At 55.3% G+C, this 23,757-nt stretch carries 26 protein-coding genes; 16 read left to right on the top strand and 10 right to left on the bottom strand.

The window, feature by feature from the left end; translation table 11 throughout:
- Window positions 1–7: 7 nt before the first annotated feature.
- Window positions 8–1,069: an NAD(P)/FAD-dependent oxidoreductase gene (locus OU789_RS12545; RefSeq protein ID WP_274655887.1), complete on the top strand. Its 1,062-nt coding sequence runs from the start codon at window positions 8–10 to the stop codon at window positions 1,067–1,069.
- Here the strand turns inward: OU789_RS12545 and OU789_RS12540 are convergent.
- Complete coding sequence (locus OU789_RS12540; protein WP_274655886.1) at window positions 1,066–2,064, bottom strand: polyprenyl synthetase family protein; 999 nt, start codon at window positions 2,062–2,064, stop codon at window positions 1,066–1,068. The genes OU789_RS12545 and OU789_RS12540 overlap by 4 nt on opposite strands.
- 55 nt (window positions 2,065–2,119) lie before the next feature.
- On the opposite strand from OU789_RS12540, the gene OU789_RS12535 reads away from it, so the two are divergent.
- The 3 genes from OU789_RS12535 to OU789_RS12525 all read left to right on the top strand — a co-directional run bounded on the left by OU789_RS12535 (window position 2,120) and on the right by OU789_RS12525 (window position 3,399).
- On the top strand, window positions 2,120–2,338 hold the full coding sequence (locus OU789_RS12535; RefSeq protein ID WP_263952117.1) for a putative signal transducing protein: 219 nt from the start codon (window positions 2,120–2,122) through the stop codon (window positions 2,336–2,338).
- Window positions 2,338–3,093: a tRNA1(Val) (adenine(37)-N6)-methyltransferase gene (locus OU789_RS12530; RefSeq protein ID WP_274655885.1), complete on the top strand. Its 756-nt coding sequence runs from the start codon at window positions 2,338–2,340 to the stop codon at window positions 3,091–3,093. Before OU789_RS12535 ends, OU789_RS12530 begins: the two co-directional genes overlap by 1 nt.
- 138 nt (window positions 3,094–3,231) lie before the next feature.
- Window positions 3,232–3,399: a YdcH family protein gene (locus OU789_RS12525; protein WP_263952119.1), complete on the top strand. Its 168-nt coding sequence runs from the start codon at window positions 3,232–3,234 to the stop codon at window positions 3,397–3,399.
- 11 nt (window positions 3,400–3,410) lie between these two features.
- On the opposite strand, the gene yddG is transcribed toward OU789_RS12525, so the two are convergent.
- A complete protein-coding gene (gene yddG / locus OU789_RS12520; protein WP_274655884.1) occupies window positions 3,411–4,271 on the bottom strand; it encodes an aromatic amino acid exporter YddG in 861 nt (286 codons plus the stop codon).
- Window positions 4,268–5,212, bottom strand: a complete 945-nt coding sequence (gene gcvA / locus OU789_RS12515) for a transcriptional regulator GcvA (protein WP_274655883.1) — start codon at window positions 5,210–5,212, stop codon at window positions 4,268–4,270. The genes yddG and gcvA overlap by 4 nt, the downstream gene beginning before the upstream one ends.
- A gap of 106 nt (window positions 5,213–5,318) precedes the next feature.
- Between gcvA and OU789_RS12510 the strand changes: the two genes are divergently transcribed.
- Complete coding sequence (locus OU789_RS12510) at window positions 5,319–5,462, top strand: hypothetical protein (protein WP_263952122.1); 144 nt, start codon at window positions 5,319–5,321, stop codon at window positions 5,460–5,462.
- A 46-nt stretch (window positions 5,463–5,508) separates the two neighbouring features.
- Here the strand turns inward: OU789_RS12510 and phbB are convergent, their stop codons facing one another.
- The 3 genes from phbB to OU789_RS12495 form a co-directional block, all read right to left on the bottom strand.
- Window positions 5,509–6,231: a beta-ketoacyl-ACP reductase gene (gene phbB, locus OU789_RS12505; protein WP_274655882.1), complete on the bottom strand. Its 723-nt coding sequence runs from the start codon at window positions 6,229–6,231 to the stop codon at window positions 5,509–5,511.
- 70 nt (window positions 6,232–6,301) lie between these two features.
- A complete protein-coding gene (locus OU789_RS12500; protein ID WP_274655881.1) occupies window positions 6,302–7,477 on the bottom strand; it encodes an acetyl-CoA C-acetyltransferase in 1,176 nt (391 codons plus the stop codon).
- Window positions 7,478–7,622: 145 nt separating this feature from the next.
- On the bottom strand, window positions 7,623–8,462 hold the full coding sequence (locus tag OU789_RS12495) for an EAL domain-containing protein (RefSeq protein ID WP_274655880.1): 840 nt from the start codon (window positions 8,460–8,462) through the stop codon (window positions 7,623–7,625).
- A 105-nt stretch (window positions 8,463–8,567) separates the two neighbouring features.
- Here OU789_RS12495 and OU789_RS12490 point away from each other — a divergent pair, with 105 nt between their 5' ends.
- On the top strand, window positions 8,568–9,143 hold the full coding sequence (locus OU789_RS12490) for a DNA-3-methyladenine glycosylase I (protein ID WP_274655879.1): 576 nt from the start codon (window positions 8,568–8,570) through the stop codon (window positions 9,141–9,143).
- Here the strand turns inward: OU789_RS12490 and OU789_RS12485 are convergent, their stop codons facing one another.
- Window positions 9,144–9,689, bottom strand: a complete 546-nt coding sequence (locus tag OU789_RS12485; protein WP_274655878.1) for a TlpA disulfide reductase family protein — start codon at window positions 9,687–9,689, stop codon at window positions 9,144–9,146. It lies immediately after the preceding gene.
- Between the two features lie 26 nt (window positions 9,690–9,715).
- Between OU789_RS12485 and argH the strand changes: the two genes are divergently transcribed.
- The 5 genes from argH (at window position 9,716) to OU789_RS12460 (ending at window position 15,575) form a co-directional block, all read left to right on the top strand.
- On the top strand, window positions 9,716–11,119 hold the full coding sequence (argH, locus tag OU789_RS12480) for an argininosuccinate lyase (RefSeq protein WP_263952129.1): 1,404 nt from the start codon (window positions 9,716–9,718) through the stop codon (window positions 11,117–11,119).
- Window positions 11,120–11,133: 14 nt separating this feature from the next.
- Window positions 11,134–11,283, top strand: a complete 150-nt coding sequence (locus OU789_RS12475; protein ID WP_263952130.1) for a hypothetical protein — start codon at window positions 11,134–11,136, stop codon at window positions 11,281–11,283.
- A 33-nt stretch (window positions 11,284–11,316) separates the two neighbouring features.
- Window positions 11,317–11,541, top strand: a complete 225-nt coding sequence (locus tag OU789_RS12470) for a hypothetical protein (RefSeq protein WP_274655877.1) — start codon at window positions 11,317–11,319, stop codon at window positions 11,539–11,541.
- 106 nt (window positions 11,542–11,647) lie between these two features.
- Window positions 11,648–12,913, top strand: a complete 1,266-nt coding sequence (lysA, locus tag OU789_RS12465) for a diaminopimelate decarboxylase (RefSeq protein WP_274655876.1) — start codon at window positions 11,648–11,650, stop codon at window positions 12,911–12,913.
- A gap of 70 nt (window positions 12,914–12,983) precedes the next feature.
- A complete protein-coding gene (locus OU789_RS12460; protein WP_274655875.1) occupies window positions 12,984–15,575 on the top strand; it encodes a DUF4175 domain-containing protein in 2,592 nt (863 codons plus the stop codon).
- Window positions 15,576–15,594: 19 nt separating this feature from the next.
- Here OU789_RS12460 and OU789_RS12455 read toward each other — a convergent pair whose 3' ends face one another.
- Window positions 15,595–16,632: a zinc-ribbon domain-containing protein gene (locus tag OU789_RS12455; protein WP_274655874.1), complete on the bottom strand. Its 1,038-nt coding sequence runs from the start codon at window positions 16,630–16,632 to the stop codon at window positions 15,595–15,597.
- Window positions 16,633–16,795: 163 nt separating this feature from the next.
- On the opposite strand from OU789_RS12455, the gene OU789_RS12450 reads away from it, so the two are divergent.
- From OU789_RS12450 to OU789_RS12435, 4 genes are read left to right on the top strand one after another with little or no spacing between them, the layout of a single operon-like run.
- Window positions 16,796–17,467 (top strand): cell division ATP-binding protein FtsE, encoded by a 672-nt coding sequence (locus OU789_RS12450; RefSeq protein WP_263952136.1) that lies wholly within the window; start codon window positions 16,796–16,798, stop codon window positions 17,465–17,467.
- Window positions 17,464–18,369 (top strand): cell division protein FtsX, encoded by a 906-nt coding sequence (locus tag OU789_RS12445; RefSeq protein WP_274655873.1) that lies wholly within the window; start codon window positions 17,464–17,466, stop codon window positions 18,367–18,369. The genes OU789_RS12450 and OU789_RS12445 overlap by 4 nt, the downstream gene beginning before the upstream one ends.
- Entirely contained in the window at window positions 18,369–19,121 is a 753-nt protein-coding gene (locus OU789_RS12440) for a lysophospholipid acyltransferase family protein (RefSeq protein WP_274655872.1), read from the top strand. Before OU789_RS12445 ends, OU789_RS12440 begins: the two co-directional genes overlap by 1 nt.
- 52 nt (window positions 19,122–19,173) lie before the next feature.
- Window positions 19,174–20,364: an MFS transporter gene (locus tag OU789_RS12435; RefSeq protein ID WP_274655871.1), complete on the top strand. Its 1,191-nt coding sequence runs from the start codon at window positions 19,174–19,176 to the stop codon at window positions 20,362–20,364.
- 60 nt (window positions 20,365–20,424) lie between these two features.
- Here OU789_RS12435 and OU789_RS12430 read toward each other — a convergent pair whose 3' ends face one another.
- Entirely contained in the window at window positions 20,425–21,387 is a 963-nt protein-coding gene (locus OU789_RS12430) for an acetyl-CoA carboxylase carboxyltransferase subunit alpha (protein ID WP_263952141.1), read from the bottom strand.
- A 120-nt stretch (window positions 21,388–21,507) separates the two neighbouring features.
- The gene (locus tag OU789_RS12425; protein WP_274655870.1) at window positions 21,508–22,473 is read right to left on the bottom strand and encodes an L-malyl-CoA/beta-methylmalyl-CoA lyase; all 966 of its coding nucleotides are present in this window, start codon (window positions 22,471–22,473) and stop codon (window positions 21,508–21,510) included.
- A gap of 278 nt (window positions 22,474–22,751) precedes the next feature.
- Between OU789_RS12425 and dgcN the strand changes: the two genes are divergently transcribed.
- Window positions 22,752–23,753 (top strand): N-acetyltransferase DgcN, encoded by a 1,002-nt coding sequence (gene dgcN / locus OU789_RS12420; RefSeq protein WP_274655869.1) that lies wholly within the window; start codon window positions 22,752–22,754, stop codon window positions 23,751–23,753.
- Window positions 23,754–23,757 lie beyond the last annotated feature (4 nt).

Genomic DNA, 23,757 nt, shown 5'->3' with positions numbered 1-23,757 from the left:
ATTTGCAATGGCGGAAATTACCATTATGGGCGCGGGCGCTTTTGGCCTCTCCATTGCTTTTCTTTGTGCGAAAGCCGGCGCCAAGGTCCGCGTTCTTGAAAAAGATCATATTGGCGCAGGGTCTAGCGGCGGACTCGTTGGCGCACTTGCTCCACATACACCGGAGCGGTGGAACAGCAAGAAACAGTTTCAGTTTGAGAGCCTTGTTATGGCAGAGCCGTTTTGGCGCGAGGTGGAAGAGATTTCAAACGAAGCCACGGGCTATGGCCGTATTGGGCGATTGCAGCCGATCAACACAGAGCGGATGCTGGAGCTTGCCCACGAACGCGCCGAATTCGCCAAAGACCATTGGCGGGGCAAAGCGGAGTGGCGGGTTGTTTCTGCGGCTGAGTTTGGGGAATGGGCGCCCAAGAGTGAAACTGGGCTGCTTGTTCACGATACACTCTCTGCTCGGATGCATCCGCGGCTCGCAACCCGTGCACTCGCAAGCAGCATCCAGAAGCTTGGTGGTGAGATTACCCTTGGGCAAGACACTCCACCCGCGAACGCCAAAACCGTGATCTGGGCCACCGGTGCGGCTGGGTTAGAAGCGCTGTCATCTGAGTTTGATGCCCCTATTGGCGGGGGCGAAAAGGGGCAGGCGGCCCTGCTTGGCTTGAGTATAGAGGGGAAACCGCAGCTTTACGCCAACAGCATACACGTCATTCCACATGCCAATGGGACAACCGCAATCGGCTCTACGACCGAACGCGATTTTAACGACGCAAGCGAAACCGACGAGCTGCTCGATGACCTTCTCGCTAAAACGCGCGAGACGTTTCCTGTTTTAGCAAATGCGCCGGTAATTGAGCGTTGGGCAGGCGCGCGTCCGCGGAGCCAAAAACGCGCGCCGATTGTTGGGCGCTATCCAGGGCGCGACGGGCAATTTATCGCGAATGGTGGCTTCAAGATCGGCTTTGGCATGGCACCCAAGCTTGCGCAATGCATGTCGGAATTGGTCCTTGAGGGACGTGATGCCATCCCGGACGAATTCAAGCCGGAGCGTAGTATTCCGTCTGCTTCCGCCTAGTTTACCCGCGCCACAACGTAATCCGCGATGTCTGAAAGCATATCTCGGATCGGATCGTTGGGAAGGGCTTCAAGAGCGGATTTCGCTTTCGCGGCCCAGTTAAGTGCATCTGCTCGAGTTGCCTCTAGCGCGCCGTGCTTTGCCAGAAGATCGAGCGCGTGCTCAAGATCGCCGTCGCGCTGATCACCTTTTTCAATCGTACGCTCCCAGAACGCACGCTCCTCGGAGTCTGCCTTGGCTACGGCTTTGATCACAGGAAGCGTTAGTTTGCGCTCGCGGAAATCATCGCCGATGTTTTTGCCTGTGGCGTCACTGCCCCAGTAATCCAGCAAATCATCAACGATCTGGAAGCAAATGCCGAGTGAATCGCCATAATCAAACAGTGCTTTGGTTACGGGGTCCGGTGCGCCAGCAATAACACCGCCAACTTCGGTTGCTGCGGAAAAAAGCGCGGCGGTTTTGCCGCGCACGACCTGTAGGTAAATTGCCTCATCGGTACGCAAGTCTTGCGCCGCTGTAAGCTGAAGCACTTCACCCTCTGCGATGGTGGCCGAGGCGTTGGCGAGAATATCAAGAACCCGAAGACTCCCTGTTTCGACCATCAGCTGAAAGCTGCGGGAAAAGAGATAATCGCCGACAAGGATTGACGATTTATTGTCCCACAAGAGGTTGGCCGTAGGCCGCCCGCGCCGCTGTCCGCTTTCGTCAACGACATCGTCGTGCAAAAGGGTTGCTGTGTGGATGAATTCAACCGTGGCCGCAAGGTGGATGTGATAAGGGCCATAATAGCCGCAGATCCGTGCCGCAGCGAGCGTCAACATCGGGCGAAGTCGCTTGCCTCCAGCTTCGACAAGATGCGCCGTCACCTCTGGGATACGTGGCGCGTGTTCTGATGCCATCCGAGTTCGGATAAGCGAATTTACTTGCGAAAGTTCTGTTGCCAGCGCGGCACTTAGCCGTTCATGCGGCTTAACTGTGGCCTCGTCCAATCCCATCACGCTCTCGTCATCCCCCTCGACAAATGGATGCTTTGGGTCTTACATCCCCGATATGAAAGAGCTTCTTAGAACAAACGATCCGACAGTCATTGCCTTCGCGCAAGCGCTCCTTCAAGGGGAGGGTATAGACTGCTTTGAAATGGACGTAAATATAAGCATCCTCGAAGGGTCCATTGGCATATTGCCGCGCCGCTTGATGGTGCGCGATCAGGATCATTTCCGCGCAAGTGCCGTGATCCGAGATAACGAAATTCCGACCGGACAAGACTAATGGGCTTTGCCTCTGTCACAAAAGACGCCTTCCTTGGCGGGAAGCTCCAGATTTTGCAACCCGAAGTGGGCTATCGCGCGGGGGCGGATCCGGTGCTTTTGGCCGCATCGGTTCCGGCGTCTAGTGGCGAAAGCGTCCTAGAGCTTGGGTGTGGTGTTGGAACCGCGCTTTTGTGTCTGGGTGCTCGAGTGAACGGGCTTGAGCTGACGGGCGTTGAGCTACAGACGGACTATGCTGACCTTGCGCGCAAGAATGCCGAAGCAAACGGACATGTTGCAGAGATCGTTTGTGCTGACCTGCGCGTGATGCCGCTTAGTGTACGTGATCGGCAATTTCATCATGTAATCGCAAATCCGCCCTATTACGTTGAAAAGCGCCGCAAGAAATCTGGGGACGCGGGCAAGGAAACCGCATTTACAGAAGACGCGCCGCTCGGGCTTTGGATTGAAACAGCGGCCAAGCGGCTTCGGCCCAAAGGTGTGCTTTCGGTTGTTCAAGATGTGGAGCGCTTGCCCGAGTTGCTCGCCGAAGCGCGGGAACACCTTGGGAGTATCGAAGTCTTACCTGTGACCGGTCGGGTTGGGCGCGGGGCGCATCGCGTATTGATGCGCGCGCGCAAAGGGGGCAGGGCAGAGTTCAAACTACACGCGCCGCTTCATCTTCATGAAGGGCGGGATCACGTTAAGGATGCAGACAGTTACTTGCCAGAGATCAGAGCGATTCTCCGCGATGGGGCCGCGTTAAACTTTCCGTGAACTCCAGAAAATTAAGGGAATTCCGAGGGTTCCGTTAGGGAAGCGAAAAATAGCGACACTTGTAACGAGAAACGTGACAATTATGTAAAATTATGCTCCTCTAGGAGCGTAGCATTTCAACAAAAAAGGAGGACGACTATGACCATGAGTTCGCATTTGCAGGAGCTCCGGAGGAAACACGAAAACCTCTCCCATGACGTCGAAGCCGCACAGCGCAGCCCCTCGACGGATGACCTTGTCGTTGCGGAACTGAAGAAGCAAAAACTCCGGTTGAAAGAAGAAATCAACAGGTTGTCCGCTCAATAGCGAACCCAAAACTATGATTTTGCGCTGGCGCGTGCCGCCAGTGCAGCCCCGCCAGCGATAAGCGCAGACGCAAGCGCAAGCGACCAGCTTGGTGCCGCAATTCCAGCGAGAATAAGCGCCAGTGTCGACAGGATCGGGGCAGCGTAAGAGGCGACGCCAAGCAATTGGACGTCGCCTTTTTTCATGCCGATATCCCAAACGAAAAACGCTATCCCAACGGGGCCAACCCCAAGCCCGATCAATGCGAGCCAAGTGAGGGGCGTTTCCGGCCAGATGGTTTCTTCGAAGGCGAGATGTGCTGTGAACGAAAGCGCAGAGGTCAGTAGGCAAAATACCGTGACAGAGGCCGTCGGCGTTGCGCTTAGCCGCCGAGAAATCACGGAATAGCTCGCCCAGACCACAGCACAACAAAGCGCAAGTGCGTAGCCGGTTAGATGCTCTGCTTCAAATCCTGTCCCGCCCCCAAGCAAAACCGCAGCGCCCGTAAAGCCAAGGGCGGCGCCGACCAGATGCATCGCGCGCAAGTTTTCCCCTGGCAATAGCCCGCTAAACAAAACAATGAGTAGCGGCCAAAGGTAAGCGATCAACCCTGCTTCTGCTGGAGGGGCCATGCGCAATGCTGAAAAGTAAAGAAAGTGGTAACCAAACAGCCCAGCAGTGCCGAAAGCATAGATTTTCCAACTGATACCGCGCAGAGCCGCAAATTCGCCATTCACCGCAATCCAGATCAACCCGAGCGCGCCACCAATCGCAAACGCAACTGCATTGACTTGCAATGGAGGGAGCGGTGCTGTTCCGACGGTAAAAAGTGCCAGAAGCGCCCAAAGCAGGATGGCAATACTTCCGACTGCGGTTGCTGTAGCTTTGGTCATCTTGCGAGGTCTTCTTCGTCGATGAAGTCATGTTTGTCTGAGAATGGTTGCATTTTCTTGACCTCATTAAACAGCCAAGTCTCAAATCGTGCGAGATGAGGGCGTGTTTCCGCACCCAACGGGCAAATGTAGCGATAACGGTGCTTCGTGCGAATTGCGAGCCGGAATGGTGCTACCAGATGGCCGTCACGAAGGGCCTGTTCGGCGAGAGAGTAGCGTCCGAAAACCACGCCTGATCCGGCAAGTGCCGCGGAGTGGGCGTGATCTGCATCGGCGAAGCGAGGGCCATTCTCTGGGGGGGCGGGCAGGCCCTGCGCGGCGAACCAGCTGTTCCATGTCAGGCCATCTTTGCGAAACGGATATATATCTTGGTGCAGCAAAGTCGCGCCAAGTAAGTCGCGGGGTGTGCGATACTGTTCCGCAAGCGCGGGTGTCATCATCGGCGTAACCCACTCGTTAATTAGAGTGCGCGAGTAAACGCCCTTGTCGCCGCCAGGACCGAAACGAATAGCGGCATCAACATCGTCACGCGCGAGGTCCATCATACGCAGCGTTGCAGAAAAACGGAGTTCGATATCCGGCTCTGCTTGTACAAAACCGTATAGTCGTGGCGCGAGCCATTTTGTGGTGAACGCGGGGCCTGCTGTGATGATGAGTACACTATGGTCGGCCTGTCTGCGCGCTGTGCGCCAAGCGTGGTTCAGGTGGTTAAAGCCATCCGTAAGGCTCGGGGCAAGTGTGGCGCCTGCTTCTGTTAACTCAACGGCGCGATTAAGGCGCTTAAAAACGGGTGTGCCAAGATGCGCTTCCAGCGATTTGATCTGAAAGCTCAGGGCCGCAGGCGTGACGTGAAGCTCATCGGCAGCGCGCGCAAAGCTCATGTGGCGCGCAGCCGCTTCAAAGGCTCTTAGGGCTGTGAGTGGCGGGAGTGCGTCAGACATTTCAGATAAGTAAAACTTAACTGAAGGTATGAAAAGTCTCGTTTGTCAGTTTTTTCAGGGCGACTATGTTTGTTTGCAACAGGAAAACAAACCCAAAGGAGATGCCATGTATATCGTGACCTCAGACCCGCATCACCGCGAGATCATTGAGAGAGCCCATGTCGAGCGCGCCAAAGCGTTTCGGAAATTCTTCGGGCTTCAGCGTTTTGCCGCTCGAACCGCCCAAAACGGCAAGGTCGTTACGGCATAAAAAAGGGGCCGGAGATTCCGGCCCCTCAGTCATACAACTAAGATGATTAGGTAAAGTATTGGCCGCCGTTCGCGGAGATGGTCGAGCCGGTCACAAAGCCAGCGTCATCCGAAGCGAGGAAAACAACGCAACGCGCGATCTCGCTGGCTTCGCCCAAACGACCAACCGGAATCTGCGAGATAATTGCTTCGCGTACCTTTTCCGGAACGGCCATAACCATTTCAGTTGCGATATAACCGGGGCAAATGGCGTTAACCGTGATCCCTTTAAACGCACCTTCCTGCGCGAGTGCTTTGGTAAATCCAAGGTCGCCCGCCTTGGCGGCGGAATAGTTTGCCTGACCCATCTGGCCTTTTTGGCCGTTGATCGAGCTGATGTTGATGATCCGTCCAAATTTGCGGTCGCGCATGCCATTCCAAAGGCGATGAGTCATGTTGAAGACGCCAGAGAGGTTTGTGTCGATCACTTCCTGCCACTGTTCGCGGGTCATTTTGTGGAACATGCCGTCGCGGGTTATGCCCGCGTTGTTTACCAGAATTTCGACCGGACCAAGATCGGCTTCGACCTTTGCAATGCCTTCAACACAGGCGTCGTAATCAGCAACCGACCATTTGTAGGTTTTGATACCGGTTTCTTCGGTGAACTTGGCCGCCGCTTCGTCGTTTCCGGCGTAATTGGCGGCAACGGTATATCCGGCCTCTTTGAGTGCTACGGCAATAGCAGCGCCTATGCCTCTGCTTCCGCCTGTGACTAGTGCAACTCTCGACATGTGGTCTCCCTGAAATTTAATTTCTAATTTTTATGCAGGAGCGCAATTTAGTTGCGCCCCTAATTGACTCTTAGTCGCGTTCGACGCAAAGAGCAACGCCCATGCCGCCGCCAATACAAAGAGTCGCAAGGCCTTTCTTGGCGTCACGGCGCTTCATTTCGAACAACAAAGTGTTGAGAACACGTGCGCCGGATGCGCCAATCGGGTGGCCAATTGCGATGGCGCCGCCATTGACGTTTACGATTGCGGGATCCCAGCCCATGTCTTTGTTAACGGCACAAGCTTGAGCGGCAAACGCCTCGTTGGCTTCAACAAGATCGAGGTCGCTCGCTTTCCAGCCCGCCTTTTCAAGCGCTTTGCGGCTGGCGTGCACCGGCCCCATGCCCATGATCGATGGATCAAGACCCGCGGTTGCATAGCTTGCGATGCGGGCGAGTGGTTCTATGCCGCGCTTTTCGGCGTTTTCTGCGGTCATAAGCAATGCGCCTGCAGCACCGTCGTTAAGGCCGGACGCGTTTGCGGCTGTAACCGTGCCTTCGCGATCAAATGCGGGACGCAGTTTTTGCATGGCTTCGATGGTTGCGCCGTGGCGGATGTATTCATCGGCGTCCACAGTGATCTCGCCTTTTCGTGTCTTGACGATGAACGGTACGATCTCGTCAACAAACTTGCCCGCTTTCTGTGCGGCTTCGGCTTTATTCTGACTTGCGACGGCGAATTCGTCTTGCATTTCGCGCGTGATTTCCCACTGCTTGGCAACATTTTCCGCCGTCGTGCCCATGTGGTACCCGTTAAACGCATCCCAAAGACCGTCGCGGATCATGCTGTCGATAAACTTCATGTCGCCCATTTTCTGGCCTGGACGCAGGTTCGCGACGTGAGGAGACATAGACATGTTTTCCTGACCGCCAGCGGCGACGATATCTGCATCACCCAGAAGAATGTGTTGCGCCCCAAGTGCAACAGCACGCAGACCAGAGCCACAAACTTGGTTAAGGCCCCAAGCCGCCGCTTCTTTGGGGAGCCCGGCGTTGATGTGGGCTTGACGAGCGGGGTTTTGACCCTGACCTGCCGTTAGGACCTGACCGAGAATTGTCTCGGAGACTTCGGCTTTGTCGATGCCGGCACGTTCAACAAGTGCTGAGAGCACGGTCGCGCCGAGGTCATGAGCCGGGGTGTTTGCGAAAGATCCACTAAAGCTGCCAACTGCTGTTCGTGCTGCAGAGGCGATAACGACATTGGTCATAAAACAGTCCTTTTCCGAATCTGAAAAAGGGACCTGCCGTATCGGAATCAGGCAAGTCCCGTTCCTTGGGAAGAATCCTATGGAAAATCCCCGTCACACTCAATGGACAGGGTGTCTCAGGGTAACGCAAGGGAAAGGTGATAAATTAGGCGATATTTTGCGATTCTGCCCGTTGCCAAGGCGGATTGATCGTAGGTGCGCCAAAATAGTAGCCCTGAAGGCAATTTACACCGATGGATTGCAAGAAGGCCAAATCCTCTTTGTTCTCTATGCTTTCGGCAACTGTGAACATTTCGAAATGCTCGGCGATGGATACGAGCGCTTTGGTCATAACCTGATTGTCGGAGTTGTTGGCGATGCCGCGGATGAACTGTCCGTCAATCTTGATGATGTCGAAGAAGAACTCTTTGAGGTAGCGGAAGGCAGTGTACCCCGCGCCGAAATCATCCAGCGCAAAGGCAATGCCGCGCGCTTGGAGGACATCCATGAAGGTGGTGACAAGCTCGGGCATGAGCATGGCCGAACTTTCTGTAATCTCAAGGATAAGACGTTCGCCGACAGTTGGATTTTCGTCTAGCCCGTGTTCGAGCGTTTTCATCCAGCGTTGATATCCGATCGAACGCGCCGACATATTGATCGATAGGCGTAAACCCGGTTCGGCCGCCAAGGCCTTAAGCCCCATTTCAAGCGCAAGGCAATCGATGATGCGGCCGAGCTCTGTGTTCTCGATTGTGCCGATGAATTCGTGGGCAGGAATAATGCGCCCAGTTTCGTCAAGAACGCGGACAAGCCCTTCGTAAAAAGCAACTTTGCCAGGGTTGTTTGCTTGTACGACGGGTTGATAGGCGAGCACGGTTTGTTTGCGGTCAAGGGCGCGGCGCACCATCGCAAGAATGTTCCGCTCTTGCTCTGCCATAGCTGCGGAAAACGGGCTATCCAGTCCGTCTTCGATATTGCGAATTGACCCTGACTCGTCTGAAATCATGTTTGCCTCCGTAGGGGAACGCTACTTTGGCATGCATTTCTTTAATAGCTGGTGAATGTTTTCATTTTGTTCTAGATTTTAATTGTTTCTGCAAGCGGGGGTGAAATGACAAAGCGTTGCGATTGGGTCGGTTCCGAAGACATCTACATTGCCTACCATGACGAGGAATGGGGGGTGCCCGTTTTTGATAGCCGCGCTTTGTGGGAAAAGCTCATCCTTGATGGCTTTCAGGCGGGGTTAAGCTGGATCACGATCCTCAAAAAGCGCGAGAACTTTCAAGAGGCTTTTCAAGGGTTTGATCCAAATGTGATTGCTCAGTGGGGTGCGCCTGAAGTGGAGCGCCTGTTACAGAACGAAGGCATCATTCGTCATCGCGGCAAGATCGAAGCGACCATCTCGAATGCGCGCGTGTGGCAGGAGATCGAGGCCGAGCAGGGGTTTTCCACCTACCTTTGGAATTACGTCGGCGGCACGCCAATTCAGAACAAATTTAACGAGATTTCCGAAGTTCCAGCGTCTACGCCACTCTCAGCGAAGATATCCAAAGACCTTAAGAAACGCGGGTTCAAATTTTGCGGTCCGACGATTGTTTATGCGTTCATGCAAGCTGTTGGAATGGTCAATGACCATCTGACCGACTGCCCTTGCTACGAAAGAGTCCGCAATACTGCCCTAAAGTAACTATTCCGCGACCAGCGCGTTAAAGATTGCAAGGGCGCTTTCAGTATCCCATTCCGCGCCCCCTGTCAGCCGCGCGATTTCCTGACCGTTGCGATCAAGCACGACGGTGACTGGAAGCCCCTCAACACCCATATCTTTGGCAAGCGCACTTTTGGGATCGAGCAGGATCGGCAGTTCCTCTAACCCTTCTTCGGCAAAGAACTTTTCAATCATCGGAAGCCGGTTGCGGCCGGTTGCAATGGTGACAACCTCAAGATCACTGCGGTCAAAGGCTTTCTGAAGGTGATCAAGGCTTGGCATTTCTACGCGGCAAGGCGCGCACCATGTGGCCCAGAAATTCACAACGGCTATTTTCCCTTCATACTCAGCGAGAGTGTGTTCGCCATTGTCTGGGTCAAAGTAGATAGCTTGCGATGCGGCGATGGGGGCGTCGTGGATTTGGAGCTTTTCCAACATACCTTCGCGCAGGTCCGCAATATTTGCCAAGGCAGCATTTGCGCTTAGGGCTGCGCCCGCGTATAGGGAAGCTAACCAAAGTAACCGCATGTTTTCCCTCCAAAGGGCCAAGGATTATGACAAACAAGACCTCGAACCAAATGTGGGGCGGCCGTTTTGCTGCCGGACCAGACGCTATCATGGAAGCGATCAACGCATCGATCGGATTTGATAAACGTATGGCTTCCCAAGACATCGAGGGGTCTCGTGCCCACGCCGCAATGCTGGCAAGCGCAGGCATCATCACAGATAGCGATGCCGAAGCGATCAGGGAAGGCCTTCTCACCGTTTTGTCAGAGATCGAGACAGGAGAGTTTCCGTTCTCTACCGCGCTCGAAGATATCCATATGAATGTGGAAAGCCGTTTGAAGGAGATCATTGGCGAGCCAGCGGGCCGTTTACACACGGGTCGGAGTCGCAACGATCAGGTTGCGACCGATTTCCGCCTTTGGGTCCGTGATCAGGTTGATGCGGCAATCGAGGGTCTCGAAGCCCTTATCCGCGCTCTATTGAAACAGGCAGAGGCGGGCGCAGATTGGGTTATGCCGGGGTTTACGCACCTTCAGGTGGCGCAGCCGGTGACATGGGGGCATCACATGATGGCCTACGTCGAGATGTTCGGTCGCGATCTAAGTCGTTTCCGCGATGCACGGAAGCGGATGAACGAAAGCCCGCTTGGAAGTGCCGCACTTGCGGGTACGTCCTTTCCGATTGACCGCCACATGACAGCAGAGGCGCTGGGCTTTGATCGCCCCGCCGCCAACTCGCTTGATGCGGTGGCGGATCGTGACTTTGCGCTGGAATTCCTCGCGACCTCCTCGATCACCGCAATGCATCTCAGCCGTTTTGCCGAGGAATTGGTCATCTGGTCCTCTGCGCAATTCCGGTTTGTTGCTTTGTCGGATCGCTTCTCAACCGGCTCCTCTATCATGCCGCAAAAGAAAAACCCCGATGCCGCAGAGCTAATTCGCGCCAAAATTGGCCGTATCCTTGGGGCGATGGTTGGTTTGTTTACTGTGATGAAGGGCTTGCCGCTGACCTATTCCAAGGACATGCAGGAAGATAAAGAGCAGGTGTTTGACGCTGCCGATAGCCTGATGCTCGCGCTTGCGGCCATGACCGGAATGGTGGCCGATATGACAGCAAACCGCGAAAACCTCGAGATTGCGGCCGCCACAGGGTTCTCCACCGCGACGGACCTTGCGGATTGGCTGGTTCGTGAGCTGAATATGCCCTTCCGTGATGCGCATCACGTAACAGGTACGCTGGTAGCGTTGGCCGAGAGCAAATCTTGCGATCTGCCAGACCTGACCCTATCTGATATGCAATCCGTCCACGAACATATCACCGAAGATGTGTTTAACGTGCTTGGTGTACACAATTCTGTGGCGTCCCGCACATCCTATGGCGGCACCGCACCAAGTCTCGTGCGGGCGCAGATCGAACGTTGGAACACGACGCTGGATAACGGCGACGCATAAACAAAGGGTAGCGGATGAGAATCCTTGCTTTTCTTGCTGTGACTGCAACACTGTCTGCCTGTGGTGTGGACGGTCGCCCTACGCCTCCTCCGTCGGTTAACGATAACCCGCCACCGGGGATTTCGATTTCGGGCGAGGCACGAATTGGCGTTGTGATGCGCTAGGCGGCGCGTGACGGTTGCGGGAAAGGAGCAAGGATGAAACAGGCTATTGTTGTGCTGCTTTGTGCTGCTGCGCTTGCTTCTTGCACGCGTCCTGATCCCTATCCTTATCCGGCAAACCCTGAAGACCCCTATATTCCCGATCCTTATTACGATGCGAACCGTCCAGTTGTCGGCGGTGACCTTTATATCGGTTCCGGCGGTATGGGCGGACGTGTCGGGATATCTTCTGGGAATTTCGGCCTGTCGATCGGCTTCTAACGCGCTCTCTTTGCTTTGTTTCAATTGAATTCCGTGCTGACTCTGCTAAGAGCGGCGCAAGGGTCCTGTGATGCAATCGTATGGGCAGGCAAAGGAAAGGCGCGACATGGATCATTTTCTCTATCGTAACGGTGAGCTTTTCGCCGAAGATGTACCCGTTGCAGAGATAGCCAAATCCGTCGGCACACCGTGCTATATCTATTCTGCCGCAACGCTAACGCGCCATTTCAAGCTGTTTGACGAAGCGCTCGAAGGCACAGACCACCTCGTCTGTTTCGCGATGAAATCAAACTCCAACCAAGCGGTACTGAAGCTCCTGGCGGGCCTTGGCGCTGGCATGGATGTGGTATCTGGCGGCGAATATGCGCGCGCTCGGGCCGCTGGTGTGTCGGGAGACAAGATTGTTTTTTCCGGTGTTGGGAAAACCCGCGAGGAAATGAGCGCGGCGCTAACCGGCGGCATCCGTCAGTTCAACGTCGAGAGCGAGCCAGAGATGTTGGCGTTGAACGAGGTGGCGCTTTCTCTTGGAACCGTCGCGCCGATTGCGATCCGTATCAACCCTGATGTCGACGCCAAGACCCATGAAAAAATCGCCACGGGCAAAAGCGAAAACAAATTCGGCATTCCGATTTCACGAGCGCGGGAAGTCTATGCGCTGGCTGCTTCGCTGAAGGGGCTGAAGATCATGGGTATTGATGTTCATATCGGCTCGCAGCTTGTGGAGCTTGAGCCGTTCGAGCTGGCCTATCAGAAGGTGCGTGAGTTGACTGAAGTATTGCGCGCGGATGGTCACGAAATCACGCGACTTGATCTTGGGGGCGGGCTTGGCATTCCTTATGAGCGTTCAAACGAAGCGCCACCGCTGCCAATTGAATACGGTGAACTGATCAAACGCACCCTCGGTGATTTGGGTTGTGAGATCGAGATCGAACCCGGGCGGCTTATTTCAGGCAATGCGGGGATTATGGTGAGCTCAGTGATTTATGTGAAATCCGGCGAGGACCGTGATTTCCTAATTATTGATGGTGCGATGAACGATCTCGTGCGCCCGTCTATGTATTCCGCGCACCATGATATTATCCCGCTGAAGGAGCCAGCAGCAGGAGCAGAACAGCAGCCCTATGATATAGTCGGCCCAGTCTGCGAAAGCGGTGATACCTTCGCGAAAGGGCGTAACATGCCCGTGTTAGCGGCAGGCGACGTTGTGGCGTTTCGCTCGGCGGGAGCCTATGGCGCTGTAATGGCGAGCGAGTATAATTCGCGCCCCCTGATCCCAGAGGTGCTCGTCTCGGGCGATCAATTCGCTGTCATTCGGTCCCGCCCGACCTTCCAAGAAATGATTGCGCGCGATACAGTTCCGGAGTGGCTCTAGGCTATTCGCGGAATTTAGGCGCGATGCCGCATGATTTCGGGCCACGAAGTTATTGCGGGAGCGATTGGTTTTGAAACAATCCCATGCGCCCAAACGCGCGCAACATTCCGTTCTGAAAGCCCTGCGTTGGCGGCTGCGCTGGACGTGGGTTGGAATGTGCGCCGATGCATTGCTGCAGGCGTTCTGGCCTTTGGTGTCGCTCGCTCTATTGGTTATGGGGCTTGGTTTGCTCGGCGTTTCGGCGATGTTGCCGGAAACGGTGTTTCTGATTGGCGCTGGTTTCGTTGCTTTGCTTGGCCTCATCTTGTTGGTGGTCGGTGTTCGGGCATTCAAACCGCCAAGCCGCCGCGCCGCACTGGACCGACTTGATGAAACCCTACAAGGCAGGCCGCTCGCCGCTCTGACTGATAGTCAAACAATTGGCGCCGATGATCCGGCGTCCAAAGCCGTTTGGCAAACCCACCTTGCGCGCATGTCGATAATTGCAAGGCAGGCCCGCGTGCCACTCCCCGATCTTCGATTGGCGGATAAAGACCCATACGCGTTGCGCCTCATTGCTGTCCTTGTGTTCGCGGTCGCTGTGTTTTTCGGATCACTCGGAAACTTGACCACGGTTCCTGTAACGCGCAGTGCAATGGTAACAGGGCCAATCGCATCCGGCGCGAAGTGGGAGGGGTGGATACAGCCGCCGCGCTACACAGGGCTTCCTAATCTCTATCTTAACGACCTTATCGGAGAAGATGCGCTCGAAGTGGCGCAAGGGAGCCTTATCCAATTGCGGCTTTATGATCAGGACGGTGGGGTTCGCATCACCCATTCGCTTGATGAAACCGGACAGGATGGTGCGACGGAAAACAGCGATTTCGTTGTCAGCCGGTCTGGTTTGCTAGAGGTTGAAGGCGATTTTCCGGCGCGATGGGACATCACTATGTTGCCGGATCAGACGCCAATTATCATTCTGCCGGAAACAGCAGAAACCACACTTGATGGTGAACTGGCCCAAACGTTTCACGGGATAGACGACTTTGGCGTTCTGCGCGGAAGCGTTGACGTCGAGCTTGATCTCGCGGCCGTGGATCGGCGCTATGGGCGCATGGTTGAGCCGGATCCGTTCGAGATTGAAACCTATGATCTACCGATGCCGTTGACGCGCTGGCGCGACGACTTCGAAGATGTTTTTGCAGAAGACTTCGCGGCGCACCCGTGGGCGGGGCTTCCTGTTCGGCTGGCGTATTCGGTTGAGGACGGCCTTGGCCAACTTGGCCAAGAATTCGTTGCGATGAGCCTGCCGAAGCGAACGTTTTTCAATCCGCTTGCGAGCGCGGTTGCAGAGTTGCGCCGCGATTTGCTTTGGGCGCGGGTTAACGGGCCGATGGTTGCGCAGGTTTTGCGTGCTGTGAGCAACCTTCCAGAAGAAATGGACGTTGATAGCAGCGGTTTTTTGATGCTCAAAGCGGCGCTGGCCGAGCTTGAAACCGCAAATGCGGATGGGCTTGATGAGGCGGAGCAGGAAAGTATTGCAAATGCGCTTTGGGATGTTGCCCTTCGCCTTGAGGAAGGTGGGTTAGAAGATGCCAAGGCGCGCCTTGAACGCGCGCGGCAGCGGCTATCCGAAGCAATGGAACGCGGCGCGGGCGAGGAAGAGATCGCCGAGTTGATGGAGGAACTTCGTGACGCCATGGATGATTACATGCGCCAGTTGGCGGAGAATGCTCCAAATGCCGAAGATCAGCAAACTGCGCAGAACGATCAAGGTCAGGAAGTCACCCAAGACGAGATAGATGCGCTCTTGGAGCAGATCGAGGCGCTCATGGAAGAGGGCCGCATGGCAGAGGCACAGCAGCTCCTCGATATGTTGCTGGAGATGATGGAGAATATGCAAATCGCGCAGGGCCAAGGCGAAGGACGCGGCCAGACGCCAAGCGACCGTGCCATGGATGCACTCGAAGAGACATTGCGCGAACAACAGGAACTTTCTGACGAAGCTTTCCGAGAATTGCAAGAATCCTACAACCCATCCAACCCGAACGGCCAGCAGCAGGGCCAATCCGAGCAGCAAGGCCAAGCGCCGGGAAATGGTGGCGGAGAGTCGCGATCCGAAGATGGAGAATCTGATGGTGGCGAGGCCGGTTCGCAAGAAGGCGGCGGTGAGGGCGATGACCGTGGACAAGGTGGAGGATCGCTCGAAGACCGGCAACGTGCGTTAACGGATGCGCTACGCGATCAACAAAGCGGTGGCGCCGGCAGTGGCAACGACACGGTCGAGGATGCCATGCGAAGAGCAGAGCGCGCGATGGATGAAGCTGGCGATGCGCTGGGAGAGTCGAACATCCCCGGCGCTCTAAACCGTCAAGCCGAAGCGATTGATGCGCTTCGTGACGGTCTACGCGAATTGGGTGAAGCCCGCGCGGAAAATGGGCAAGGGTCTCAAAATGGGCAGGCAGGCCGCTCCGCTCAGAACGAAGGGAACAACTCTGGTGATCCGCTTGGGCGCACCCCTGGAACGCGTGGTGGCGTCGGGAGTGATGGTGAGTTCGCCAATGATCCAGATGCCTACGAGCGCGCGCGCGATCTCATGGACGAAATCCAGCGCAGGTACCAAGATCAGTCACGCCCACAGATCGAGCGAGATTACTTAGAGCGTTTGTTGGATGATTTCTAAAGCGATGCTCTGCTGAAACCTATTCGGTCGCAGGGGCGGCGTCAGAGCTTTCCGTTGCTTCAGTATTCTCGGCTGAGCTATCGGCCTCTGGTTCTGCGCCGAGCGTGACTTCAGGCTCTTCTTTCAACTTACGAATGACCGCTTCCATAGCCTGATCAAGCTGCACACGTCCGGCATCAACCGTGCGGACATAAACTTTGAGAGTGCCGTCAATTGCAGGAACGCTCTGGCCAAGCTGTGGCGCGAGAACATAGACGCCGAACAGGATACCGACCAACATGATCACAATGCTGAACCCGTAATTAAACCCACTGCGGTTTGCGGCTTCTTCATCGCTGTCTGCGGTTTCGGTTGTCTTGCGATCGGATTCCGCGCGCAACGTTGAGTTGATCTCGTCAATGTCCGGAAGCAGGCCACTTCGAGAAGCCGCGACATCATCTGCGGGCTCTGCGGCTTCTATTTCTGGCAAACTGGCGATGGCTTCGGCAACGTCGCGCTCTGCGGGAGCTTCTTGCTCCTCAAGGCCCATGTCTGTCTGAATATCGAGGTTTGCCGTGCCTTCTTCTTCGCGTGCGCGGGTTTCAAGCTCCGCTTCCTGACGCAGAACATCAAGGACAGCTGCGTCGAGTTCGGGACGCTCAAGCTCGGCAGATGCGGAGGCCTCTTCGTCAGGCTCTGTTGGCTCTTCTTCCCCGACTTCTTCGTAGAAATTTGCAACTTCGTCGTCTTCGAGGGCTGTTTCCTCGGCGCTTGAAGGGCTTTTATCAAAGAAGGATTCGTCAATATCCGCTGTTGCATCATCTTCGGCGGCGTCCGCAGGCTCGTCTTCAATGATGCCGTCAATCTCCGCAATATTCTCATGTGCTTCAGCAGGAGAGTCTTCAGCAATTTCTGTGGTATCGGCCTGTGCTTCGGCGGCCTCTTCGTCCAGCATTGCTTGTGATTTCTGGAACCATGTATCGCCACAGCTAGAGCACTGAACATCGCGGCCCTCGTCAGGGATTAACCGCGCTTCGACCTCGTATTGTGCTTCGCAATTGGGGCAAACCAGACGCATCGCATCATCTTTCCTGTGGAGCGCATTGACCGCGCTTGTTTTTCTACTCTTGCGGTAACTATTAACACCCACACAAGAAAAAACAAAGGTTTTGCCGCGAGCCATTGAATCCTTTCACCACCTTAGGCAAAACTGTGGCAGTTTAATCGATAGGGAATTCGCAGTGATCGAGCTCAAAAATGCGGCCTACAACTATGGCGGAAGAGACCTGTTGTCTGGCTTGTCGCTCAAACTCTCTCCGGGTTCGTTCCACTTTCTGACTGGTCCTTCGGGCGCGGGGAAAACGACTTTTCTCAAACTGTGCTACATGGAATTACAGGCCACCGCGGGGCAGGTCAATGTCTTTGGCAAAGACGTAACCACGCTTTCGCGCGACGAGATCGCCAAGACCCGAAGTCGTATTGGGGTGGTTCATCAGGAGTGTAAATTCCTTGATCACCTGCCGCTGACGGCAAATGTCTGTTTGCCCCTCACCGCCACGGGGCGTGAAGTGAATCCTGATGACCTTCGTGATCTGTTGGCATGGGTGGGGCTTGATGGTCATGCTGATAGCTTGCCACCGCAGCTTTCGGGCGGGGAGCGTCAGCGCGCGGCATTGGCGCGGGCGGTTATTATGGCGCCAGACATCATTCTTGCAGACGAGCCTACAGGGAACGTTGATTGGGAGATGTCGCAGCGCCTGTTGCGTTTGCTTGTTGAGCTTAACAAGATGGGCAAGACAATTATGATCGCTACCCATGATCTCAACCTCATTCGAGCGGCCAAAAATCAAGTAAATTCAAGAGTTTTGCGGATTTCTAACCACAAACTTCAACTGGCGGGAGCAGACCTGTGAACGCATTTCTTTCCCGTATTCGGGCGTTGTTTGATGGTGATCGCGCGTCTCACAGCGTTGTGCCGCCCTCTGGATATACCGCCAATCTTACGGTCTTTACCGCAGCGGCTATGAGCTTCCTTGCGGTCTTTGCGATCGCTCTTTCTGTGGCCACAGACCGCCTTGCGGATCATTGGGCTGGCGAGCTTGCACGAACGGCAACGGTGCGGATTTCGGCGCCTGCTGATCAGGTGGCCGCGCAAACCCAAGCCGCCCTTCGCGTGTTGGAAACCACACCAGGTGTTGCCGAGTCGCGCGCCTTTGAAGCCGAAGAGCAAATGGCGCTGTTAACGCCATGGTTCGGGCCCGACCTTCCTGTCGAAACATTGCCGATCCCACAATTGATCGAGGTCGTCGAGGATGAGCAAGGTCTGGATGCTGAGGGGCTAAAATTGCGTCTCGCGGCTGAAGTTCCAGGTGCGATTTTTGATGATCACACCCGCTGGCGGCGCCCCCTTGTTGCGGCAGCGTCTCGTCTCCAAACGCTTGGGCTTGTGTCTATTGTAATCATCGCGGGCGCAACGGCGGCCATGATCACGCTGGCGGCAAATTCGGCTCTCGCGGCGAATGCACAAATAATAGGCGTTCTGCGCCTTGTCGGGGCGCGTGACATCTTTATCGCCCGTGCTTTTGTTCGGCGCTTTACCTTCCGCGCCTTCGCCGGAGGTGTGCTCGGCGCGGTTCTGGCGGCCATTGCGCTGCTGTTCCTGCCGAACACGGAAGAAGCGGGCGGCTTTCTGACGGGGCTGAGTTTTGTCGGCTGGAATTGGCTCTTACCGCTTGCGGTTCCGTTCCTCGCAGGGTTTGTTGCCTATGCAGCCACGCGCTTTGCGGCGTTGCGCGTTTTAAAAGGACTTACGTAATGCGGTATGCCATTCAATGGGCGCGGTCTCTTGTGTTTAGTGGCCAGATGTATCTGATGATGCTTGTGCTGGCGATTTTCTTTACGCCGCTTGCTATTTTCAATCGCGAGTATGCGTTTAAAGCGGTGCATACCTATTGTAGATACGTGCGCTGGAGCGCGTCGTGGATGATAGGTCTGAAAACCGAAATCCGCGGAGAGATACCACAAGACGAAGTTCTGATCGCGGCAAAACACCAGAGTTTCCTTGATATCATCATGATTGTGTCGGTCGTTCCGCGCCCGAAATTCATCATGAAGGCCATTCTGAAATACGCGCCTATTTTGGGGTGGTATGGAATGCGGATTGGTTGCGTTCCCGTAAACCGCGGACAGCGAGGCGCAGCGATCAAGCAGATGGTCGAAGATGTAAAATCCGGTGTGCAGCAAGCAGGGCAGTTGATTATCTATCCGCAAGGTACACGCGTCGCGCCTGGTGCAAGTTTGCCGTACAAGGTTGGTGTCGGCGTGCTTTATAACCAAACGGGTCAGCCTTGTGTGCCTGCTGCTGCAAACGTGGGCGTGTTTTGGCCCCGCCGAGGAATTTACCGCAAACCGGGTACTGCTGTTGTCGAGTTTTTGCCACGGATCGAGCCTGGCCTTGATACGAAATCCTTTATGGCAAAACTTGAAACCGCAATTGAACCGGCGTCTAACGCGCTCATGAAGGAGGCGGGCTTTGACGTTGCTGCGGGCCAACAAGGTAAGGCATAGCGCGCTATTTCGCTAAGTCTAGCGAGATAGGACCTCATTACAGGAGCAAGACATGAGCCGCGCCGAATGCATTGCTCTATACGTCGCGCTCACCGCGCTTACGGCATTTGCGATTGATGGTGTATTGCCAGTGATGCCGGCAATTGATGCCGAATTGTCGGCGGGGTTACCGTTTTCAGTCGGGCAGATAATTACCGCCTTTGTGCTTGGTATGGCCGTTGGTGAATTGGCCATCGGACCGATCAGTGATGCAGTCGGCAGACGCCCATCGGTCATCGCAGGGTTGGCCATTTTCGTGATCGGATCGGTTTTGGCCGCCATCGCAACTTCGTTTGAGGCTTTGATCCTTGGTCGCTTCCTTCAGGGAGTGGGTGTCGCGGGGCCGAAAATCGGAACGCGCGCGATGATCAGAGATCAGTTTGAAGGCGCGGATATGGCCAAGGTCATGTCGATGATATTCACGCTGCTGGTCTTCGTACCGATGATTGCGCCCGCTCTTGGGGCCGCGCTCGCTGCAATCACTGGATGGCGTGGTGTGCTTTGGGGGTATCTGGTGCTTGCGGCAATCCTTGGAACTTGGCTTTGGGCGCGCCACCCGGAGACTCACCCGAAGGTAAATCGCGTGCCGCTCAAGCTCAGACCGCTACTACGCAATTTTGCGATTGTTGTGCGTAGGAGAGATGTGTTTCCTATCATCGTTGCGACAGGTTTTGTGTTTGGCGGGCAGCTTGCCTATTTCGCCGTTGCCGCGGAATTGTTCGGCGAATTTTATGGGATACAGTCACAAATGCCTGCACTCATCGCTTTGCTTGCCACAGGAATGGGCGCGGCCTTGATGTTGAATGTGCGGTTTGTTGGTCAAACAGGGTTAGAGCGACCAATTTGGATTGGCTTGCTGCTGATGGGCGGCGCCGGTGGCGCTCTTTTGATTGCCGCATTGGGTTTTGATGGGCAGCCGCCGCTTGGTTTGCTTCTTGCTTTGGCGTGGGTCGCCTTTTTCGCGCTCGGCCTGTTGTTTGGAAACCTTGGCGCACTCGCAATGCGCCCGCTTGGCGAGTTGGCAGGGCTGGGCTCTTCGCTCATTGCGTCTGTTTCGAGCGTGGTTGCGTTTATTTTTGCAACTGTGATTGAGAGCACGGTCAATGGCCCTGTTTGGACGATCGCTTGGGGGTTTACATTAGCGGCAGTCGCGTCCGCAATTCTGTTCCGTTATGCGCTTGCCCCGACAAATGCCCAAAACTGATTGCACAAAAAAAGGCGGGCCACATGCGGGCCCGCCTTAAATAATACTGATCTGGCGTCCTTACGCCGCGAGCCCTTTAGAGCCAAGATCAAGAAACTTCTTGCGACGTTCTTTGATGAGCGTTTCAGGCTTTTTCTTGGACAGGTCTTTGAGGTGCTTCTCAATCGCGGCGCCAACAGATTTGATTGTTGTTTGCGGATCGCGGTGCGCGCCGCCGATGGGTTCCGGAATGATCTCATCCGCCACGCCAAGCGCCGAAAGATCTTGGGCCGTTACGCGCAGCGCTTCTGCGGCTTCACGCATGCGGGAGGCGTCTTTCCAAAGGATCGAAGCGCAGCCTTCCGGCGAAATCACCGAATAAACTGAATGTTCCAGCATCACGAGCTTATTGCCAGCCGCCAGCGCAACCGCACCACCAGAGCCGCCTTCGCCGATCACGACCGTGATAAGCGGAACACCGATTTGCAGGCATTTCTCTGTGCAGCGGGCAATCGCTTCAGACTGGCCGCGCTCTTCTGCACCTTTACCGGGAAACGCGCCTGTTGTGTCTACAAGCGTGACAACAGGAAGTTTGAAGCGGTGCGCAAGGTCCATCAAACGGATCGCTTTGCGGTACCCTTCAGGGCGGGCCATGCCGAAATTGCGTTCAACGCGAGATTTCGTGTCCGAGCCCTTTTCCTGCCCGATCACAACAACCGCCTGATCGCCGATCCGCGCGAGGCCGCCGACAATCGCGAGATCGTCAGCAAAATTGCGGTCCCCCGCGAGCTGGGTGAAATCTGTGAACAACTGGTTGATATAATCAAGGCAATGAGGGCGGTCCGGATGGCGGGCCACCTGACATTTGCGCCATGCGGTCAGGTCAGAATACAGATCCTTGAGGAGCGCCTCGGCTTTCTTGTCAAGGGCAGAGGCCTCTTCCTCTACGTCCATCTCTTCATTCGACCGCGCCAGAGCGCGTAATTCTTCGGCTTTGCCTTCGATTTCTGCGAGTGGTTTTTCAAACTCGAGATAATTATTCATCGGGGTCTCCGTGCCAATTTGACACGATATATGACGATGAAATGCGCGGTTTGCAATGACCGAGGGGCAGGCTTTGCCCGACTTTTGGCTCCGAAAGCCGAAAATTCGCGCTCGCTCGGGCTATGCCGCTGAATTGGCGATCATTTCGGATTGCCGCACAATCACCTCGGCCTGTTTGATGCTGGCGATATCCACAAGCCGCCCCTTATAGACGGTTGCCCCTTCGCCGTTGGCCTTGGCGGTTTCCATCGCGGCGAGGATTTCACGGGCTTCGGTGATTTGCGCATCCGAGGGTGTGAATACCTCGTTGGCAAGGGCAATTTGTTTTGGATGAATGGCCCACTTGCCGACCATTCCAAGCGTGGCCGAGCGCCGTGCCTGCGCGCGATACCCTTCGTCGTCACTGAAATCGCCGAAGGGGCCGTCAACGGGTAGAACTCCATGGGTGCGGCAGGCAGCAACAATTGCGGCCTGTGCCCAATGCCAAGGATCGGAGTAGTGACGCGTTTCGCCGTGCTGCATGTAATAGTTTTCTTGTGTGCCGCCGATGCCGGTTGTCTGCATACCCATAGAGGCCGCAAAATCAGCAGCGCCGAGGCTCATGGCAACTAGACGCGGACTGCTGGCCGCAATCTCTTCGACATGCGAGATGCCTGCTGCACTTTCGATAATAACTTCAAAATCGATCTGTTTTTCGCGCCCCTTTGCGGACTCGATGGCAGTCACAAGCGCATCCACCGCATAAATATCGGCCGCGCAGCCGACCTTGGGGATCATGATCTGGTCGAGCCGTTCGGAAGCATTTTCGAGAAGGTCCACAACGTCGCGGTACCAAAAGGGCGTATCAAGCCCGTTGATCCGCACCGAAAGTGTTTTGCTGCCCCAATCCACGTCGCCGAGGGCTTCGATGATATTGGCGCGTGCGGCGTCCTTGTCACTAGGGGCAACGCTGTCTTCGAGGTCGAGGTTTATGACATCCGCCGCACTTGCGGCCATTTTCTCAAATAACGCAGGACGAGAGCCGGGGCCGAAAAGCTGACAGCGGTTCGGGCGGGCTGGGACAGCGGGTTGCAATTTGAAACTCATGTGGACCTCGTTGGGAATTCTGCGAGTAAGTAAATTACGAAATTGTTATTGCTGTTGGTATAATCTTGCGCGGCTGATGGCAAGAGCTATTGTGCAGGCGCAGAAAATAGCCCCTAGATGGGTGGTTATTCTTGCGTTTTTGAGTTGTAGTTTGGATAATTATTCGACGAAATATTAATCTTACGACGAAATGTTCGAAAATTTACGCACAAATCGGTGAATTCGCAAACAATGCCCAATGCAATGTCGTCATAGTACGCAAAGCAAAGGAGCACAGTATGATTCCCACACCTTATCTTCTCTTTCTAGGCGATGCGCCTGATCAACTCGCCGCCAAAGTAGCGCAGGGCATCAAGGATTGGCGTCCGGAAAACGCAGTTGGCCAGATGCGGCTTGAGGGGTGCAAGGCGGATCTCGGGTTGACCGATATGTCGCTAGAAGATGCTAAGGCGGCGGGCGCAAAAACGCTTGTCATTGGTGTGGCCAATCGCGGTGGCGTAATTTCCGAAACATGGAAAAAGGTGCTCATCGAAGCGATCGAGGCGGGTTTTGACATTGCCAGTGGGCTACATAACTTGCTCCGCGACGAGGCCGATCTTGTTGCTGCGTCCATGGCGCATGGCACAAGCCTGCATGACGTGCGTGTTCCGGGCATTGATTACCCTATTGCGAACGGAAAGAAGCGCAGCGGCAAACGGGTTCTGGCTGTTGGAACGGATTGCTCGGTCGGGAAAATGTACACCGGTCTTGCGATTGATGCGGAGATGCGTGCGCGTGGGATGAAGTCTGATTTCCGCGCGACTGGGCAGACCGGCATTCTAATCACGGGTCAAGGTGTTCCGCTTGACGCGGTGATTGCTGATTTCATGGCGGGTGCGGTTGAATATATCTCGCCGGAAAATGATGCCGACCATTGGGATGTAATCGAGGGGCAGGGCAGCCTGTTCCATGTGTCGTATTCCGGTGTGACCTTGGCGCTTATCCACGGTGGGCAGCCCGATGCGATCATCCTGTCTCATGAACCTACGCGTAAGCATATGCGCGGCCTGCCTGACTATGCCATTCCATCGCTGGAAGCGCTGCGCGATATGTGCATGCCGCTGGCAGAAGTGGCGAATCCGGATTGCAAGGTCGTTGGTATTTCGGTGAACACCGCCGCGATGTCGGATGATGAAGCAAATGCATATCTAGCTGAATTAGAGGAGCGGATGGGGCTTCCGGCGGTTGACCCGTTCCGCCATGGCGCTGGACGTCTGGTGGATGCGTTGGCCGCGATATAGGGTG

The organism is Halocynthiibacter sp. C4, from assembly GCF_028823805.1.
Classification (GTDB): Bacteria; Pseudomonadota; Alphaproteobacteria; order Rhodobacterales; family Rhodobacteraceae; genus Falsihalocynthiibacter; species Falsihalocynthiibacter halioticoli.
The sequence above is the reverse complement of the archived record's forward strand: the minus strand, read 5'-3'. Positions and strand labels throughout refer to the sequence as shown.